This is a genomic window from Bacteroides sp. OF03-11BH (assembly GCF_003604005.1).
Lineage (GTDB): Bacteria > Bacteroidota > Bacteroidia > Bacteroidales > Bacteroidaceae > Bacteroides > Bacteroides ovatus.
In genome coordinates, this window is sequence record NZ_QTMW01000001.1 from 339495 (window position 1) to 357531 (window position 18037).

At 38.1% G+C, this 18037-nt stretch carries 19 protein-coding genes; 1 reads left to right on the top strand and 18 read right to left on the bottom strand.

Annotated elements, in window-relative coordinates:
* Positions 1-13 precede the first annotated feature (13 nt).
* Positions 14-1228, top strand: coding sequence for a tetratricopeptide repeat protein (locus DXA54_RS01510; protein WP_004295966.1), 1215 nt, complete (start codon positions 14-16; stop codon positions 1226-1228).
* 241 nt (positions 1229-1469) lie between these two features.
* On the opposite strand, the gene DXA54_RS01515 is transcribed toward DXA54_RS01510, so the two are convergent.
* The 18 genes from DXA54_RS01515 to DXA54_RS01600 form a co-directional block, all read right to left on the bottom strand.
* Positions 1470-2591 carry a universal stress protein gene (locus DXA54_RS01515; RefSeq protein WP_074559633.1) on the bottom strand — a complete coding sequence of 374 codons (1122 nt, stop codon included), beginning with the start codon at positions 2589-2591 and terminating at the stop codon, positions 1470-1472.
* A 77-nt stretch (positions 2592-2668) separates the two neighbouring features.
* Positions 2669-2959, bottom strand: coding sequence for a hypothetical protein (locus tag DXA54_RS01520; protein WP_004295969.1), 291 nt, complete (start codon positions 2957-2959; stop codon positions 2669-2671).
* A 128-nt stretch (positions 2960-3087) separates the two neighbouring features.
* Positions 3088-3921 (bottom strand): tetratricopeptide repeat protein, encoded by an 834-nt coding sequence (locus DXA54_RS01525; RefSeq protein ID WP_120078840.1) that lies wholly within the window; start codon positions 3919-3921, stop codon positions 3088-3090.
* Positions 3922-3939: 18 nt separating this feature from the next.
* Entirely contained in the window at positions 3940-5769 is a 1830-nt protein-coding gene (locus DXA54_RS01530) for a BatD family protein (RefSeq protein ID WP_120078841.1), read from the bottom strand.
* 31 nt (positions 5770-5800) lie between these two features.
* The gene (locus tag DXA54_RS01535) at positions 5801-6523 is read right to left on the bottom strand and encodes a tetratricopeptide repeat protein (RefSeq protein ID WP_207903477.1); all 723 of its coding nucleotides are present in this window, start codon (positions 6521-6523) and stop codon (positions 5801-5803) included.
* Positions 6524-6531: 8 nt separating this feature from the next.
* The gene (locus tag DXA54_RS01540) at positions 6532-7560 is read right to left on the bottom strand and encodes a VWA domain-containing protein (protein WP_120078843.1); all 1029 of its coding nucleotides are present in this window, start codon (positions 7558-7560) and stop codon (positions 6532-6534) included.
* Positions 7561-7605: 45 nt separating this feature from the next.
* Positions 7606-8589, bottom strand: a complete 984-nt coding sequence (locus tag DXA54_RS01545; protein WP_004295974.1) for a vWA domain-containing protein — start codon at positions 8587-8589, stop codon at positions 7606-7608.
* A 49-nt stretch (positions 8590-8638) separates the two neighbouring features.
* Positions 8639-9727: a hypothetical protein gene (locus tag DXA54_RS01550; protein ID WP_004312449.1), complete on the bottom strand. Its 1089-nt coding sequence runs from the start codon at positions 9725-9727 to the stop codon at positions 8639-8641.
* Positions 9727-10596, bottom strand: coding sequence for a DUF58 domain-containing protein (locus DXA54_RS01555; protein WP_004295976.1), 870 nt, complete (start codon positions 10594-10596; stop codon positions 9727-9729). The genes DXA54_RS01550 and DXA54_RS01555 overlap by 1 nt, the downstream gene beginning before the upstream one ends.
* Positions 10597-10679: 83 nt before the next feature.
* A complete protein-coding gene (locus DXA54_RS01560; protein WP_004295977.1) occupies positions 10680-11675 on the bottom strand; it encodes an AAA family ATPase in 996 nt (331 codons plus the stop codon).
* Between the two features lie 237 nt (positions 11676-11912).
* On the bottom strand, positions 11913-13328 hold the full coding sequence (locus DXA54_RS01565) for an HU family DNA-binding protein (RefSeq protein WP_120078844.1): 1416 nt from the start codon (positions 13326-13328) through the stop codon (positions 11913-11915).
* Positions 13329-13340: 12 nt separating this feature from the next.
* Complete coding sequence (locus DXA54_RS01570) at positions 13341-13613, bottom strand: HU family DNA-binding protein (RefSeq protein ID WP_004306073.1); 273 nt, start codon at positions 13611-13613, stop codon at positions 13341-13343.
* Positions 13606-14916 carry a 30S ribosomal protein S12 methylthiotransferase RimO gene (gene rimO / locus DXA54_RS01575; protein WP_120078845.1) on the bottom strand — a complete coding sequence of 437 codons (1311 nt, stop codon included), beginning with the start codon at positions 14914-14916 and terminating at the stop codon, positions 13606-13608. The genes DXA54_RS01570 and rimO overlap by 8 nt, the downstream gene beginning before the upstream one ends.
* Positions 14913-15872: a signal recognition particle-docking protein FtsY gene (gene ftsY / locus DXA54_RS01580; protein WP_004295981.1), complete on the bottom strand. Its 960-nt coding sequence runs from the start codon at positions 15870-15872 to the stop codon at positions 14913-14915. The genes rimO and ftsY overlap by 4 nt, the downstream gene beginning before the upstream one ends.
* 138 nt (positions 15873-16010) lie before the next feature.
* On the bottom strand, positions 16011-16169 hold the full coding sequence (locus tag DXA54_RS01585; RefSeq protein ID WP_004295982.1) for a DUF4295 domain-containing protein: 159 nt from the start codon (positions 16167-16169) through the stop codon (positions 16011-16013).
* 16 nt (positions 16170-16185) lie between these two features.
* Positions 16186-16374: a 50S ribosomal protein L33 gene (rpmG, locus tag DXA54_RS01590; protein WP_002560155.1), complete on the bottom strand. Its 189-nt coding sequence runs from the start codon at positions 16372-16374 to the stop codon at positions 16186-16188.
* A 21-nt stretch (positions 16375-16395) separates the two neighbouring features.
* The gene (gene rpmB, locus DXA54_RS01595; RefSeq protein WP_004295983.1) at positions 16396-16656 is read right to left on the bottom strand and encodes a 50S ribosomal protein L28; all 261 of its coding nucleotides are present in this window, start codon (positions 16654-16656) and stop codon (positions 16396-16398) included.
* Positions 16657-16778: 122 nt separating this feature from the next.
* Entirely contained in the window at positions 16779-18011 is a 1233-nt protein-coding gene (locus DXA54_RS01600) for a competence/damage-inducible protein A (RefSeq protein ID WP_004325927.1), read from the bottom strand.
* Between the last annotated feature and the right edge of the window lie 26 nt (positions 18012-18037).

An 18037-nucleotide genomic window follows, 5' to 3' on the forward strand; every position in this document is an offset into this window, starting at 1 on the left:
TCAAACAACAATCATGAAAAGAGTATTATTTTCTATGGTTTTATTGATGGCTGTTAGCTTCTCATTCGCTCAGATGAAGAATGTGAAAGAAGCAAAGAGTATGGCTAATGACGTAAAACCTAATTTTAAGCAGGCTGAACAGCTTATTAAGGAGGCTATGAAGAATCCTGAAACGAAGGATCTTGCTGACACATGGGACGTTGCTGGATTTATTCAGAGACGTATCAACGAGGAGCAAATGAAAAATGCTTTTTTGAAGAAACCGTATGATACATTGAAAGTATACAATAGTATTCTGAAAATGTATGAGTACTATAATAAGTGTGATGAATTAGCGGAAATACCTAATGAAAAGGGAAAAGTTAAAAACAAATATCGGAAGGCTAATGCTTCCAGTATGTTGGCTGAACGTCCTAATTTGATTAATGGTGGTATTCAGTATTTCAACCTGGACAAGAATAAAGAGGCTTTGAAGTTCTTTGCAACCTATGTAGAGTCAGCTTCTTATCCGATGTTAGCTGATAAAGAATTGGCTAAAAACGATACTCTTCTTCCGCAAATTGCTTATTATGCAACATTAGCTGCTGATAGAGTAGGTGATAAAGATGCGATCATTAAATATGCTCCTATGGCTTTATCCGATAAAGATGGAGGTAAATTTGCAATGCAATTGATGGCTGATGCTTATAAAGCTAAAGGTGATACTGCTGCATGGATTAAGTCTTTGGAAGAGGGTATCCTTAAGTTCCCTGGAAATGATTATTTCTTCGCTAATTTGGTTGATTATTATAATAGCTCTAATCAAGCTTCTAAAGCTATGGAGTTTGCTGATAGAATGTTAGCTAATGATCCGAATAACAAGTTGTATTTGTATGTAAAAGCATATCTTTATCATAATATGAAAGAATATGATAATGCAATCGAATACTACAAAAAAGCTATTGCTGCTGATCCGGAATATGCAGAAGCATACTCTAATGTAGGTTTGGTATATTTGATGAAAGCACAGGATTATGCTGATAAAGCAACAACAGATATCAATGATCCTAAGTACGCTGAAGCACAAGCTGTGGTTAAGAAATTCTACGAAGAAGCTAAACCATTCTATGAAAAAGCCAGAGCTTTAAAACCCGATCAACAAGATTTATGGTTGCAAGGTCTTTACAGAGTTTACTATAACTTGAATATGGGACCTGAATTCGAAGAAATCGATAAGATGATGAAGTAAGATCGTTTTCTGAAAAAATATAAGAAGGCTATTAGAAATAGTAGTCTTCTTTTTTTTATTCAATAGTTTAAAGTAGTAATTGAAAAATCTTATATTTGATATGGACTTAAGTGGAACAGGTAAATTTCTTCATTTAAATAAAAATAGAAAAAGGAGTAAGGTCATTATATTACTCCTTTTTCTATTAAACATAATATTAATTATTCCCTAATCTTGGATGCTCATTTTTTGCCTGATTTGATCAGCTGTTAATAACAAGCAATGGTGTATCTGAATGGAAAATCATTTTTCTGGCAATACTTGGATTAAATAATCGAGCAAATATATTCCTTTTGTAAGAAGTCAAAGTGATTATATCTATATGATTATCTTTGATATACTGATCAAGTCCTTTTAATAAATTATCATTCATCACTACGTCATAATGAATTTCAAGCCCCGGATATTGCTTGTGAAAATATTCTTTTATACCTGCTAGTTTTATTTCATTCCAGGTATCTTTAGAATCTGTAAGGTGTATCAAAGATACAGAAAAATGGAATGATTTCCAAGTATTAAAGAATGCCTCGAAAGCAATTAGATCTCTTTGATCAAAATTGGTAATAAAGGCAATCCGTTTTACTTCACTAAACTGTTTAAATGGTGTATTTTCCGGAATAGCCAATACAGGCGTGCGACTTCTGTCAATAACTTCAGCGGTTACACTGCCAATTAAATCAATGTCTTTCTGATTTTTGCCTCGGGTACCCATAATGATAACCATAGGACGCTGTTCTTTAGCATATCTTAAGATTTCCTCCTCTGGAATACCTTCACGTAAGATGCAGCTATATTTAACGTTGGGAAATTCGCCTGATGCAACTTTTTCTTTTATCTTCTCTGATAAAGCATTGAGATCAGAATGGACTTTTTGGATAATCGTTTTTACAGATTCTTCATCTCCAATCTGGTAATTGAAAACATCCCCATAAGGCAACGACGATGCATAAATAGGCGTGAAATAGACATGCAACAGGATGACTTCTGCATTTTCTGTTTTTGCCAGATTGAATGCAAATTCACATGCTTTCATCGAATAATTAGAGAAGTCGACGGGAATTAAAATCTTATTTGATTTATCTTTTACTTTGGGCTCCTTCTCTCCCACTATACTTTCAGACAGCCATGTAGAACTTTCTGTTATTTTCAAAGCACGTGGCAGATCGCTTTCTTTAATTCGTAAACGCACTCCCGATGAAACAACCGGTTGTATTTGATTAACGTTATGAATGTAGGTTTCTATACCTTCATTTTCCAAGACATTCTTTAAGATCTGCGCTTTGGTGTATGTCAGAATGGCCAGGGTTACTAATTTGTCTTCCATAAATGTACATTTTATAAGGTGAAAACAAATAAGAAATCCCAATTGTTTGATTCAATTGGGATTCAGTTTGTTATATTTTAAACTTGCACAGATTCGGTAGCCTGTTCTTTTTGCATACTCATATTCAATTCATCTAGGATTTTTAAAGCCCGATCAAGAACGGTCGTGTCATCCAACATTACAAGCCCACCATCTGGACCGGGCTCGAGATGTATTCCGACGCTTTTTCCCTCCTTGAAATTGTGTCCTCCGAAGAAGTTTCGCACTGTATCTACGTGCAAACCAAGTTCGTCTGCTATTCTATGCATGCTACCGCTAGGCAATGAATCTTTAATTTTACGAAGTTCATTAAACGTTATTGTTCTCATGTCTCATAAATTTAATGGTTAATACTATGTGATTTTTTTATCACGCTATAAACTTAAGCAAAAAAAAAGATAAAACAAATTATTTGCTTATCTTTTTTTCTTGAATATATAAAATCTATTAATGACCTTTATATCACCTCGATAGCAGAAGCAGGTACCCACCCGACTTTTCCATCTTCCAGTCGAATTTCTTTCCATTCTTTCATAGAGTTGTCTTTGACACTTACCTTTCTCCCTTCATGGAGAATAAACAAGCTAGTTCCACTCTCGCTTGGAGTACTTCGTACTGTTACACTCGGATTCATTACTATCGCCTCACTTCGATTAACCAAATGCTCTTTTTGTTGCGAAGCAAAAAGATTAGAGCAAACAGTGACAATCAGCAAAATGATTCCTGATATGAATCCTATTTTCTTTAACATAATCTGTTTGGAGAATATAAAGAAATAGAAAGCGATAATCAATAGAATAAAGGAGACAATACCCCATGTGGCCCATGCATCTACACTCATACTATTTGTCAGAGATTTGATCCATGAAACAAAGAATACTTCAGGAACAGGTTCAACCTTGTCTATTGTTTTTGCACGTGCCACTTCAAGATTAGCACGGATGTCACCATTTCCTGGTTGTAATAGCAGAGCACGCTCATAATTTAAAACAGCTTTCGCTATCTCCCCTATTTTATAATAACTATTTCCCAGATTGTAATAGGCGTCGGCAGCTTCTCCATTTTTCAGTAATGCTTCATATATCTGAATAGCTGCTGCATAATCTTCTTTTATATATGCGGAATCTCCTTCAGCTTTTGTTGCATCTTCCAGTGTATTACTGGAAAATGTGGTATGCGAAGCGTGGATAGAATCAACTCCATTCGTTTGTCTAGTATCAATGCTTAACGAATCTTGTCCGAAACAAGTAAGCGACATTGATAATAATATAAAAAATAATATCTTTTTCATGACATAATCTCTTCTGGGTTAATGTTTTATTGAATTCTCCATTTTGCTTATTACTTCTATTGAAGAAGAATAAACTTTATCCATAGCTTGATTCTCATCACCTGGAGCAAACCGGGCAAATTCACAATCATTCAATGCATTCAGGAATTCTTTGATTAGTTCCTCATTTACTCCGTGATTTCTTAGTTTCTCTTCAATATTATCTTTAGATAAACGAGATACCGGAATATTCAGTTTGTCACTTATATATCCCCACAATGCCTTTAATACCTCATCGTAGAAAGCATCTTTTTTATTTTCGGAGAGTAATTTTCCTGCAAGCTTCATACGCTTCGTTGCCACTTTATTTGCTTTCTTCGTACGCATTTTAGCAACATTTGCATTTTCAGCAGCTTGCTTACGATAAATAATAAAGAAAATAATAAAGGCAAGGGCCGGAATGATATAGAACAACCAATATGTCATTGAACCATAGAAGAAACTTCCTTTAGGTTGGAGAGTAACTTCATTCTGTTTGATATAACGGATGTCTTCACCTAATACTTTCAAGTCCTCTTTATTCGTGAAGTTAGCAATTACTTGATCCGCATTACCTGCACCTTTCTCAACATTTACTACATAATCTTCTGTTTTCAGTGTTTTATAAGATTTGGAGCGAATATCAAAATAGCTGAAAGATACTCCCGGAATCTTATATGTTCCGGCATGTCTCGGAATTGCCAAATATTCAATAATTTTATTGCCTGTGAGTCCTTCCCGGGTTAATCTGACTTGATTGTCTACTTTGGGATCATATACTTCAAAATCATCCGGGAATTTAATTTCCGGATTAGAAATCAACTTCAGGTTACCTGTACCGGATATTACCAGTTTAATAGTAATAGCATCATTGGTTTTCAGTTCCTTACTGTTGATAGAAGAAGAAATATTGAACTCTCCCACTCCACCTGAAAAATCTGCAGGTTTACCCGTAGGAAGCGGATTGACATTTATTGCTATCTTAGGAGTGGAAATATTTTTTTTAATTTCAATGACATTACTTCCTCCATTGAAGAAGGCATCAAAAGGATCATCTGATTGCACAGGTTTTCCGATAGTCATCTGGAACTGTGCCGGATCAATATATAGCTTTCCTGATTGTTGCGGGAAGAGAACAAACTGGCGATAAACCGTTGTATAGTAATTACGTCCCTGATAATGCTCCGGAGTCCATCTTGCATTGGTTGTCATTTCTATTTCTTGAGAATGGAAACCTTTAAAGTCGGGCAATTTCGCATTATTAAGTTGTAAGTTGGATTCTCTGGTGTATATTTTATAGGTTAGGACAAAAGCCTCCTGTTCATACACATTTGTTTTACTGGCACTTGCCATAATAAAAAGGTCCTGATTAGAGACACTTGTACCAGATGAGGAATGTATAGAACCACTACTACTATTATTTTGTCCGCTATTGCCACCTTGATCTTGTGGCAATACTTTAATCTTTACTGAGTTTGACACCATTTGGTCACCATCGGCAACAATGGAGGCACCGGGTATTGTGTATTCTCCGGCATTATTAGCCATTAATATGTATGTAAATGTAATACTACTAGTAGATGTAACATTACCATTCACTATTTGAGTACTACTTTGTTGTGAACGGCTTGGACCCATCAATACATCAAAACCTTTGATTGATGGTGCCCGAAAATCTTTCACTTTTTGTGTAGTTACAATATACGACAGCCTGAATTGTTCGCCTACTACCACTGCATCAGGAGCAGAAGCAGTAAAAGACACCTTATCAGCAAACACATGAGTGCTATATGCTATCAATGCCATCAATATAATAATCAGTTTTTTCATTGCTTATGAAATTTATATCATCAACTTTATATTACCAATCTTTTTCCAAGCGACCGCCTTGCATAACTTTTTGTTGCTTCTTCACTTTATCCTGCACATCTTTCTCGTCCTGCATGACAGAATTCAGTAATTGTTCAGCATTTTCCTTTGACATCTGATTATCTTGTTTCTTTTCAGATTTCGGTGGTTGCTGCTGATCTTTCTTTTCATCTTGTTTCTGATCCTTCTGTCTGTCTTTATTCTGGTCCTGTTTCTGATCTTGTTTTTGCTGATCTTTGTTTTGGTCCTGATTTTGATCTTGATTCTGCTGATTTTGTTGGTCTTTCAGCATTTTCTGTGCAAGAGCCAAATTGTACCGGGTTTCATGATCGGTAGGATTATTACGCAGTGACATTTTATATGCATCTACAGCTTTGGCGTAGTCTTTACCAGCCTGGAAAATTACCCCCATATTGTGATAAATATGGGCGAGTTTCATTTTATCTTTTTCTATTTTGCTGGCCGATACATATTGTTCCATGGCATCCTGAAACTTTTGCTGTTGCGAAAGGGTATTTCCCAGATTATACATGGATACCGTAGACTTGGGATTAGCTTCCAAGGCCTTCCGGTAGTTCACCTCTGCATCAACAAATACGCTATCATTAAACAGACGGTTTCCCTTACGGATATAGTCGCGTTCTGCTTTCTGAGCCGATACACCAGCTGCCGCTAACAGAAATACAGCGAATAGAATATATTTACTTTTTAACATACGTATAACTATTTCTTATTAGAAAACAGGTGAATGTTCTTAAATAAAGGATTTTTGCGATCCAGAATTAAGATTTCTGCCAATAACAATAGTAGAATAACCCATGCAATAGCCTGGAATTGTTCGTTAAACTCCGTATATACTTTCGACTCTACATCAGATTTCGCCATTTTATTCACTTCTTGATTGATGGCCTTTTGGGCTGAATTAGAATTATCTACTCGTACATATATACCTTTTCCTTCTTTTGCAATTTCCTGACACATAGCTTCATTCAAACGGGTAACAATCACATTACCTTCCCGGTCGCGGCGGTAATCATTCGTTCCTTCCACCGGTATTGGAGCGCCATCAGGCATACCTATTCCCAATACACTTACCTGAATACCCTTTTCTGCCGCAGCTTTGGCAGCTTCCACTGCACCACCTTCATGATTTTCACCATCAGTAATAACAATAATGGCGCGTCCTACCCCTTCTTGCGGAGTGAAACTACGAGCTGCCAGATTGATTGCTTCCCCAATAGCTGTACCCTGTTTAGAAATCAACGAAGGACTAATGGATTCTAAGAACATCTTAGCGGAAATATAGTCACTTGTAATTGGCAGCTGTGTAAAAGCGTCACCGGCAAATACAATCATACCTACCTTATCATTATCAAGCTCATCTACTAATCTGGATATTAATCTTTTTGCTTTTTCTAAACGGCTAGGCTGTACATCCTGCGCTAACATAGAGTTTGAAATGTCCAAAGCAATAATTACCTCTACTCCCTTGCGTTTAACCGTTTCCAGTTTTGAACCGAATTGAGGGCGTGCCAGTAATACGGAGAACAAACCAATAGCAACAAAAATAATCCAGAATTTTACATCCGGACGATATTTGGATACGTCAGGCATTAACTGAGCCAACAAAGTCGGATCTCCGAAACGTCGGATATTCTTTCTCCTCTTGTAATTGGAATACAAGTAGAAAGCTGCTAAAAAAGGTAATAGCAGCAATAAATATAAATATGTAGGTTCTCCAAATCGAAACATCTTCTTACTATTTTATGATTGGCAAATAACGATTGACAAACATCCTTATGGAATTTTCTTGAGTACCGAATTACGTAATAGTACTTCCAACAAGACACAGAGAAAAGCTGCTAAAGCAAACCAATGATATTCTTCGTCCCGCTTACTATACTCTTTTACATTCAGTTTCGTCTTTTCCAGTTTATCAATTTCTTCATATACTTCTTTAAGCTTCGAGTTGCTCGTAGCCCGGAAATAGTTACCATCTGTCGTTCCGGCGATCTCTGTCAATGTCTTTTCATCAATTTCTACCGGCATACTTACATATTGCACCGTATTTCCGACTGGATAAGGATAAGGAGCCATTCCATTGGTACCTACTCCGATGGTATATACACGAATACCAAAGCTTTTTGCTATTTCTGCCGCTGTCATAGGCGAAATATCTCCCTTGTTATTAGTACCATCCGTCAATAGGATAATAACTTTGGATTTCGCTTTGCTATCTTTTAAGCGGGTTACAGCATTTGCAATACCCATACCGACAGCAGTACCGTCAGTGATAAGACCACATTTGATATTATGTATCATATCCAACAATACAGCATGGTCTACAGTCAACGGACATTGGGTGAAAGTTTCTCCTGCAAATAATGTAATACCGATATTATCATTGGGACGTCCATTGATAAACTCTGCAGCTACGTCTTTAGCAGCTTCCAGTCTGTTCGGCTTCAAGTCTTCAGCCAGCATACTGGTAGAAACGTCGATAGCCAGCATAATATCAATTCCTTCTATCTCACTGTTCTGCCATTTATTAGTAGTTTGCGGGCGTGCAAGAACCAAAATAACCAGTACTAAAGCAAGGCAACGTAATAGAAATGGAACATGCAACAAATAATTCTTATAACTTTTAGGTGTATGCGCATATACCCGGGCATCTGAAATTTGAAGAGTTGCTTCACTTTTCTTTTGCTTCAGGATATACCATACAATATACGGTATAAGCAATAATAGCAAAAACAGATATTCAATATTGGCAAAAACCATTTTATTTATGATTTAACAGTTTACTATTTAGTATTAAGCTATACATCCTTTATACAAAAAGATTGTATAACTGTAGACCTATATATATAAAGGTACCGATCAATGCTGCTGATAACAATGCAATTCCACAAATCAGCATAGCTTTAACACGTAAAGAACGTTTCTCAATAATAGTGATTTCCGTTGGTTGCGGTTTCTGATTTTCCTCTTCCGGTTGTTTGGTCTCATTGATAAAATCAATGGCATTAATCAAATTGGCATCGTTTTCATTCATCTGAGGATTATGCTTGGCGAACTTCACTAAATCAGCAGTCTGGAACAATAGTTTTAGGTCTGATATGGCCTCTTTATCATTCATTTCCAGTAACTGATCAATTATTTCAGAAGAAGTCATTTCCAATGCATTAAATCCGAAACGATCCTTAATATATGTACGAATAGCATCGGTAAGTTCGGTATAGTACTCCTTCGATTGCCCTTTCTGCCACACCTTCTCTGTCTTGATACGTTCTATCTCTTTCATTGCAGCCTGATGTGGCGGCAATTTAGGTTCAACTTTAATTTTACGGATAATCGGTTTATTATCACGTATGCGAACAATCAGATAGATCAGCAAACCAAGCAAAGGTAAAGCCAAGAATGAACAAGCGATCAATCCATACCAGTCTTCCCATGCAAAAGGAGCTTTCATCACAGATTTTTGTCCGAAGAACTGGTCCGGATGTAAGGTGTCAACCGGCATTGAATATACTTTTAATGCGAGAGCTTTGGAGTTGTACACTTTCCCATCTACGGTAACTGGCATTGGCGGGAGATAATATAGAGCAGAGTCAAAAGAAGTGATAATGTACTCCTGCGTAATCACCATCCGCTGACGATCATTCAGGAATTGGGTATCTGGTTTGACTGTTTCTATAATTTCCACACCTCTTACCAGTGTATCAGTGTAAGCAGGAAAAATAGCACGCTGTTTGGCATCCATGGCTACTTGCAGTTGCACTTTCGCCTGTTCGCCGATCAGTATCTGCAGTGAATCAATTTTTGCTTCTACTGTAACAGACTGTGCTACTGCTTTACTGACAAACAATAGACCTAATAATGCTATCAGAATAATATTTCTATTCATCTTTGATTCCATTAATTTCGTTTGGCAAATAAATTCAACAATGCCTTTACGTAATCCTGATCGGTTCTGACGGATACAGCATCTACGTTGCTTTTGGTAAAAGTATCGTTCAGTTCAGTCTGCTTTTGTATCCACCAGTCGCGATGTGCCCGGCGTACAGCTTTGGAAGAGGTGTCAATCCATTGTTCATGCCCAGTTTCTGCATCTTTGATTCGCATCAGTCCTACTGGAGGGAGATCACTGACTCTCCTGTCGTATACTTGCAATGCTACTACATCATGTTTCCTGTTAGCAATGGTCAGCGCATTCTTAAAGCTTTCCTGGTCAATAAAATCTGATAAGATAAATGCAGTGCAACGCCTTTTCATTACGTTTGTCAAATATTCCAAGGCAAGACGAATATTTGTGCGACGGCTTTCCGGTTGGAAATCAATTAATTCACGGATAATATACAAGATATGTTTACGTCCTTTCTTGGGAGGAATAAACTTCTCTATCCGGTCTGAAAAGAAAATCACACCTATTTTATCATTATTCTGGATGGCAGAGAAAGCAAGAGTAGCAGCGATTTCCGTCACCATATCTTTCTTTAACTGCTTGATCGTACCAAATTCCAAACTTCCGGAAACATCAACCATTAACATAACTGTCAGTTCACGTTCTTCTTCAAACACTTTCACATAAGGTTTATTGAAGCGCGCAGTCACATTCCAGTCTATGTCACGTATATCATCACCGAATTGATATTCACGGACTTCCGAAAATGACATACCCCTACCTTTGAAAGCCGAATGATACTGGCCTGCAAAGATATTGTTAGACAATCCTCGTGTCTTTATTTCAATTTGGCGAACTTTTTTTAGTATTTCACTTGTTTCCATTTATACAGTAGTTAATTAGTAGATAGTTAAGTAGTCATGCATAGATATTTATGACTACTTATTGACTGTATTATAACTACAAATTAGGGTACTTCAACCTTATTCAGAATCTTACTGATGATTTCGTCCGAAGTCATGTTGTTAGCTTCAGCTTCGTATGTCAATCCGATACGGTGACGAAGAACATCATGTGCTACAGCACGTACATCTTCCGGAATAACGTAGCCGCGACGTTTGATGAATGCATACGTACGAGCAGCTAAAGCCAGATTGATAGACGCACGAGGTGAACCTCCGAATCCGATCATATCTTTCAGTTCCTTGAGATCATATTTTTCAGGGAAACGAGTTGCAAATACGATATCTACAATATAACGCTCGATCTTCTCATCCAGATAGACTTGACGAACAACCTTACGTGCTTCAATAATTTCATCCGCTCTTAGAATAGGTTTCACATTGAACTTCTCACCATTGATATTCTGACGAATAATCAATTTTTCTTCTTCCAACTTCGGATAATCAATGACTACTTTCAGCATGAAACGGTCAACCTGTGCTTCAGGAAGCGGATAAGTACCTTCCTGTTCGATAGGGTTCTGAGTTGCCAATACAAGGAAAGGTTCCGGTAACATGAATGTTTCTTTACCAATAGTAACCTGACGTTCTTGCATTGCTTCCAGCAAAGCACTTTGTACTTTTGCAGGAGCACGGTTAATTTCATCAGCTAATACAAAGTTTGCGAAAATAGGTCCGCGCTGCACTTTAAAAGATTCATCTTTCTGACTGTAAACCATTGTACCGATAACGTCTGCAGGCAATAAGTCCGGCGTAAACTGGATACGGCTATATTTCGCATCAATCAGAGAAGCGAGTGTCTTAATAGCCAAAGTTTTCGCCAAACCAGGCACACCTTCCAAGAGGACGTGTCCATCGGAAAGTAATCCGATAAGCAGTGATTCAACCAAATGTTTCTGACCAACAATGATTTGGTCCATACCTGTCGTAAGATTGGTAACGAAAGCACTTTGTCTTTCAATCCGCTCATTTAGCTCGCGGATATCAATTGATTCAGCCATAAATACTTAATATTTTATTATTTAAATCCCATTAATTTTATGTAAGCCTTGCCTGTGTCATAAGGCTTTTTATTTTGCCCCAAAAGTACGCCATATAATTAACGATTGCAACTAATTTTTATTAAAAAACAATGCGAAATCTTTAGATTAAGGTACTTTCATACGCTTTTGTACATCCATAACACTTCACCCGACCAATACAGGATTTGCATGGTCGGGTGAATGGATTATAACTACTTATTCTTTTGTAAGTTCTGGTATTTCAATAGTTGTGCCATACGGTACATTGTTGGGGTTCTTAATAACCTTCGGATTGTGTTTCACAATGTATGGCCACATTGCCTTTGTACCATAAAAACGCAAGGAAACCCTAGTCAAAGTTTCTCCTTCTTTGATTGTATATTTTGTCTTGGTTCCCGTAATCTTATAAGATGCTGAATCCAGATAGGCAGAAGTAGCAGGTTGTTGTGTAACCGTTTGAGGTTCTGCTTTGACAGGAATAGCTTCTTCTTTTTTGGCAACCGGTTGTGTCGTGGTAGCGACTTTGGATACATCAGGCGTTATTACCTTTGTAGTATCCTTATGTGCAATCGTATCAGAAAGCTGCGCTTCCGGTTGAACGGGTTGAGTGGTCACAGGCGGCATATCCAGTGCATTCTTGTCAGATGAAGAAGAGAATAAATCCGGATAATAAATAAAAAGAATGACACCTCCGCATAATAACAAAACGACTACAATAACAGCTATTAAATAAGGTACAGGAGATTTTTCCTTCACTGGGGCTGTCTTTTTAGAAATCGGTTGGGATACTTGTTCCGGTTGGACCGGTTTTATCGTTTCTTTTTCAGCAGGAGGCACTATAGGAGTCACAGGTTGCAGATTTGCTTTTAGAAGCTCTTGCTCTATAATCTTTTCGGCAGTGATCTCTTCTTTTTCTTCTTCTATAAATGCTGCTTGCTGCTCATTGATTATCACTTCCTCTTCCGGAACCTCTTCATCTTCCAGCTGTTCTACCTTTTCTTCGATATCAGTCTCTGTAATGGCTTCTTCGGGCTCTTTAGGAGACGTCTGTTCTGTCGATTCCTGTGCTATTGCAGATTCCTCAGTAATAGCAGGTTCTTCAATGGACTCTTCCACAAGTGGCTGACTGGCTATTTGCTCTTCCTGAATCGGCTCTTCTTCCGAAAGACCATCATCAGTACCTTCATTTTCTTCTATCACAGTAGTTTCAGAGTCATCCCCCATCTCATTCAAGACTGCCTGTGCTGACGCTTCCTCTCCTGTTTCTTCTTCCTCAGTCTCTTCTATCGGAGTATCTTCCAGAATTGTATTTTCATTCAATACAACAGTCTCAAAGTGTGCAAAAGGTTTATTTATCGTATCCCTTAGATTTGCATCCGGAGAAAATGAGACTTTTGTATGTCCTTTTATCTGGAAACGCTCGCCTGTGTTGACATTGACACTTTCCCGGCTATCTACATCAATAAGTTTGAAAGTTCCCAATCCTTTGATTTTTACAGTCTTTTCGTTCTCCAAGGCTTGTTCTATCAAGAGGAAAAACTCTTTAACAAACGCTTCGGCGTCTTTCTTGGTCATGCTATGTTTGGCTGCCAATAAGTCAGTAAGGTCTTGAATTGTTAGTCTTTCATTCATAACGGGAAATATTTATTTAAACTTATCTTTCAATGTATTGCTAGGTCTATACGATAATACCAATTTAGGTGGAACCAGCATGCGTTGTTTGCTTGCCGGGTTGATTGAAATCCGTTCCGCTTTCTTTTTCACTTCAAAAGAACCGAATCCTTGAATTGCAATCACATTACCTTCTTCCAATTCTTGTGTCATACTGGACAACAAAGAATTCATCAATTCGGAAGTATCCTTGATTGTGTATCCCAATCTTTCCGCTAGTTCGGATGTAAATTCCTTATTATTCATAGTCATTTATAATCTTTGCATATAAATCAAAATCGTCCGCATTCACCACTTCTACCTGATAAAACTGTCCGATCTTAAGTTCTCTCTCTGAACGATCAATCAATACTTCCGGATCTACTTCCGGTGAATCAAATTCTGTCCGTCCGATATAATAATCTCCTTCCAGACGATCGATGATCACTTTCATCTGTTTACCGATCTTTTCTGCACTTAACTCTGCCGAAATACCTTGCTGGATATCCATCAATTCATCAAGTCGGGCTTGTTTAACCTCTTGTGGAATAGAATCTTCGTATGTTTCTGCAGCATAAGTCCCTTCTTCTTCGGAATATGCGAAAGCACCCATTCGATCAAAACGTACTTTACGTACAAATTCTTTGAGATCCTCGAAGTCTTCCTCGGTTTCTCCGGGATGTCCTACCATTAAAGTCGTCCTCAGGTGAATGCCCGGCACTTCTCTGCGGAATTGTTCGATCAATTGGTAAGTATCCTCTTTGCTCACTTGTCGGCGCATTAACTTCAACATATTGTCACTGATGTGCTGAAGGGCAATGTCCATGTATTTACATACATTGTCACGTTCGCGCATAACCCGGAATAAATCTGTTGGGAAATGTGCTGGATAGGCATAATGCAAGCGAATCCATTCCACCCCGGGTATATCAGAAATACGCTCAATCAATTCCGGAAGCATTTGTTTCTTATACCGGTCTATGCCGTAATAAGTCAATTCCTGTGCGATCACCTGAAATTCTTTCACGCCTTGCGATACCAGGTATCGTACTTCGTCCAGAATTTCTTCCATTGGTTTGGAAATATGGTGTCCTGTAATAATAGGGATAGCACAATAAGAACATTTACGATCACATCCTTCTGAAATTTTCAGGTAAGCATAATGCTGGGGAGTTGTCAATGTCCGTTCGATATATAATTCATCGTGATAGACCTTTCCCAAGTCCTGTAAAAGCCCCTTCCAATTAAACTTCCCATAAAACTTATCTACCTGTGGTATCTCAACAGCTAATTCCTTGAGATAGCGTTCGGAAAGACAACCCATCACGAAAAGTTTCTTTAAATCCCCTTCTTCCTTTCTTTCAGCGAACTCCAGAATCATATTTATGGATTCTTCTTTGGCATCACCAATGAAACCACATGTATTGATTACCGCAATTTCTCCTTGCGGATTTTCAGTGTCATGAGTTACGCTGTATCCGACTTCCTCCAATTGGCGCATTAGCTGCTCGGAGTCAACCAGATTTTTAGAACATCCTAAAGTAATAATATCTATTGTTTTTCTTTTCATGCATTTTCTCCAAACAAGGAATCAACGAATTCATTTTTACGGAATACCTGCAGGTCTTCCATGCCTTCGCCTAGTCCGATATACTTAACAGGAATCTTGAATTGATCGGAAATACCAATCACAACACCACCTTTAGCGGTTCCATCAAGCTTAGTGATGGCCATAGCGGTAACTTCCGTCGCCAAAGTAAATTGTTTGGCTTGCTCAAATGCATTTTGTCCGGTGGAACCGTCCAGTACCAATAAAACTTCATCCGGTGCATCAGGCACTACCTTTTTCATCACATTCTTAATTTTGGTCAACTCGTTCATTAAGCCTACCTTATTGTGCAGACGACCGGCTGTATCAATAATAACCACATCTGCGTTATTGGCAACGGCCGAACTAAGAGTGTCATAAGCCACAGATGCGGGATCTGCTCCCATTTTCTGTTTAACTACGGGAACTCCTACCCGTTCTCCCCAAATCATTAGCTGTTCCACAGCTGCAGCGCGGAAAGTGTCAGCGGCTCCCAAGTAAACGGATTTACCTGCTTTCTTGAATTGATAAGCCAGTTTACCAATGGTTGTAGTTTTACCTACCCCATTTACTCCCACAACCATAATGACATAAGGTTTTCTTGCGATGGGTACGTCGAAATCAGCTACATCACCCGAATTATTTTCAGTAAGCAGAGCTGCTATTTCGTCACGTAATATAAGATTCAGTTCCTGAGTATTTACATACTTATCTGCAGCTGCACGTTTTTCGATGCGCTTGATAATATTTAAAGTTGTTTCTACGCCGACGTCAGATGTAATCAGCACTTCTTCCAGATTATCTAATACTTCATCGTCTACTTTTGACTTGCCAGCCACAGCACGAGCTATTTTACTGAATACGCTCTCTTTGGTTTTAGATAATCCTTTATCTAAAGTTTCCTTCTTCTCCTTTGAAAAAAAACTAAAAAATCCCATATTTACACTTGTTTGTATAATACATTTGCTACAAAGATATAACAAAGGATTGGAAAAGTAAAAAAAGAAGCAATAAAAAATCCCCTCATTGTTCGCCAATGAGAGGATTTTGCAGTTATAGCGTATATGCTATTTCGATTATTTTTTGAAAAAGTCTTGTACTTTTTCGTTCGGAACCATTTGTTCATCAAAAACGTATGCTCCAGTTTTCGGAGATTTTACCATTTTGATAACCTTGGTATAAGCACGACCTTCTTTAGAACCTTCGTGCAAACTTGCTACTGTTTTCTTTGCCATGGGTTATACTACTTTATTATTTAATTTCCTTGTGTACTGTTACTCTCTTCAGAATCGGGTTGTATTTTTTCAACTCAAGTCTTTCTGTAGTATTCTTTCTGTTCTTAGTTGTGATATAACGAGATGTTCCCGGCATTCCACTGTCTTTGTGTTCTGTACATTCCAGAATCACTTGTACTCTGTTACCTTTTGCTTTCTTTGCCATTGTAAGTTTTCTCCTCTACGTTTAGCCGATTACTTTAATGCTTTTCCAATCACAATAACCTTTAGCCACAGCTTCAGTCAGCGCAGCATCCAGTCCTTTTTTGTTGATAATACGCAACCCGTTAGCACAAATGCTAAGGCTGATCCAACAATCTTGTTCTACATAATAGAACTTTTTGTTAAACAAGTTCAAATCAAAGGTTCTTTTAGTTCTTCTCTTTGAGTGTGAAACATTGTTGCCAATCATGGCTTTCTTTCCGGTAATTTGACAAATCTTCGACATTTCTATCTTATTTTTATAGTTTTATATCTATACTTCTTTCAAACAGGACGCAAAGTAAGCACTTTTATCCGTATAAAACAAGAATTTCCTAAAATAATTCACTTCCAGGCACCTATTTTTCTTTATTTGAGTAAATCACGAAGCATTAATAGTGCATTATTGCCTGCTCTTTCGATATTCATGCTTCTTCCGCGGTTCGTTTCCTGTTTGTAAGTACGAATTTCGTTTTTATAACCAGCGGCTATCCAAACAGTTCCCACCGGCTTCTCGGGAGTACCCCCTCCAGGACCTGCTATCCCTGAAGTAGCAACGGCGCAATCGGTTTTTAGTGTTTTCATCGCACCTTTTACCATTTCAATCACAGTTTCTTCGCTGACAGCCCCATGTTGCTCCAATGTTTCGGAGGAAACGTGTAAAAGTCCCATTTTTACTTCATTAGAATAGGCTACTACGCTTCCGTTAAAATATTCAGAACTACCGGCAATGGAGGTCAAACGTGCGGCAATACTGCCTCCGGTACAACTTTCTGCGGTGGAAACGGTCAATTTCTTCTTTTTTAAAAGTTCACCGACTATAACTTCCAATGGCGTATCTTCTTCACCGAAAATGTCTTCACCAAGTATTTTCTCTAATTTTACCTTTTCACGTTCAAGAAGAACTTTTACTTCTTCCCTGTTTTGTCCGCGTCCTGTCAGTCTAAGACGAATAATCCCCAGCTTAGGCAAATATGCCAATTTGATACATTCTGGCAGAGCACTCTCCCACGGTTCCAGTTTTTCTGCCAATACGGATTCCGGATAGTGTTGTACAAGAAATGTTTGATGCATAATCACATCCGTTTGAAACCTCTCGTGCAGCTTAGGTAATACACTTTCTGTCATTACGGCAGTCATCTCTTGCGGAACGCCCGGCATGGAAACAAGTACCTTTCCATCTCTTTCGAACCAGCTGACAGAAGCACTTCCTACAGGATTATTTATCACTGTACAATCTTTCGGAACCATTGCCTGGCTTTTGTTGAGTGCATTCATTGGTATTTTCCCTGCCAGTACCCGTTTTACATTTTCGAATACTTCTTCGCTGAAAACCAGTTCTGTATGAAAGTATTTGCATAAAGTTTGTTTGGTGATATCGTCTTTGGTAGGTCCGAGTCCTCCGGTTACTAAAACAATATTCACCCTTTCCATCGCATTATCAATCGCTTCCAAAATTTCCTTTTCCCGGTCACGGATTGAAACAATACGAAGAACCTCAATGCCTATTTTATTTAATTCCTGCCCCATCCAGGCTGAATTAGTGTCGACAACCTGTCCTATCAACAGTTCGTCGCCAATGGTTATTATTTCGGCAAACATACTTCTTAGTTTTTATCCTATTATAT

Bases quoted from the DNA above. Each gene is read 5' to 3' on its own strand.
- DXA54_RS01555 (WP_004295976.1), bottom strand. From the start codon at position 10,596: ATGGAAACAAGTGAAATACTAAAAAAAGTTCGCCAAATTGAAATAAAG.
- DXA54_RS01545 (WP_004295974.1), bottom strand. From the start codon at position 8,589: ATGGTTTTTGCCAATATTGAATATCTGTTTTTGCTATTATTGCTTATA.
- rpmG (WP_002560155.1), bottom strand. From the start codon at position 16,374: ATGGCAAAGAAAGCAAAAGGTAACAGAGTACAAGTGATTCTGGAATGT.
- DXA54_RS01560 (WP_004295977.1), bottom strand. From the start codon at position 11,675: ATGGCTGAATCAATTGATATCCGCGAGCTAAATGAGCGGATTGAAAGA.
- rpmB (WP_004295983.1), bottom strand. From the start codon at position 16,656: ATGTCGAAGATTTGTCAAATTACCGGAAAGAAAGCCATGATTGGCAAC.
- DXA54_RS01525 (WP_120078840.1), bottom strand. From the start codon at position 3,921: ATGAAAAAGATATTATTTTTTATATTATTATCAATGTCGCTTACTTGT.
- rimO (WP_120078845.1), bottom strand. From the start codon at position 14,916: ATGAAAAGAAAAACAATAGATATTATTACTTTAGGATGTTCTAAAAAT.
- DXA54_RS01535 (WP_207903477.1), bottom strand. From the start codon at position 6,523: ATGTTAAAAAGTAAATATATTCTATTCGCTGTATTTCTGTTAGCGGCA.
- DXA54_RS01520 (WP_004295969.1), bottom strand. From the start codon at position 2,959: ATGAGAACAATAACGTTTAATGAACTTCGTAAAATTAAAGATTCATTG.
- DXA54_RS01510 (WP_004295966.1), top strand. From the start codon at position 14: ATGAAAAGAGTATTATTTTCTATGGTTTTATTGATGGCTGTTAGCTTC.
- ftsY (WP_004295981.1), bottom strand. From the start codon at position 15,872: ATGGGATTTTTTAGTTTTTTTTCAAAGGAGAAGAAGGAAACTTTAGAT.
- DXA54_RS01600 (WP_004325927.1), bottom strand. From the start codon at position 18,011: ATGTTTGCCGAAATAATAACCATTGGCGACGAACTGTTGATAGGACAG.
- DXA54_RS01570 (WP_004306073.1), bottom strand. From the start codon at position 13,613: ATGAATAATAAGGAATTTACATCCGAACTAGCGGAAAGATTGGGATAC.
- DXA54_RS01515 (WP_074559633.1), bottom strand. From the start codon at position 2,591: ATGGAAGACAAATTAGTAACCCTGGCCATTCTGACATACACCAAAGCG.
- DXA54_RS01550 (WP_004312449.1), bottom strand. From the start codon at position 9,727: ATGGAATCAAAGATGAATAGAAATATTATTCTGATAGCATTATTAGGT.
- DXA54_RS01530 (WP_120078841.1), bottom strand. From the start codon at position 5,769: ATGAAAAAACTGATTATTATATTGATGGCATTGATAGCATATAGCACT.
- DXA54_RS01585 (WP_004295982.1), bottom strand. From the start codon at position 16,169: ATGGCAAAGAAAACAGTAGCAAGTTTGCACGAAGGTTCTAAAGAAGGT.
- DXA54_RS01565 (WP_120078844.1), bottom strand. From the start codon at position 13,328: ATGAATGAAAGACTAACAATTCAAGACCTTACTGACTTATTGGCAGCC.
- DXA54_RS01540 (WP_120078843.1), bottom strand. From the start codon at position 7,560: ATGTTTCGATTTGGAGAACCTACATATTTATATTTATTGCTGCTATTA.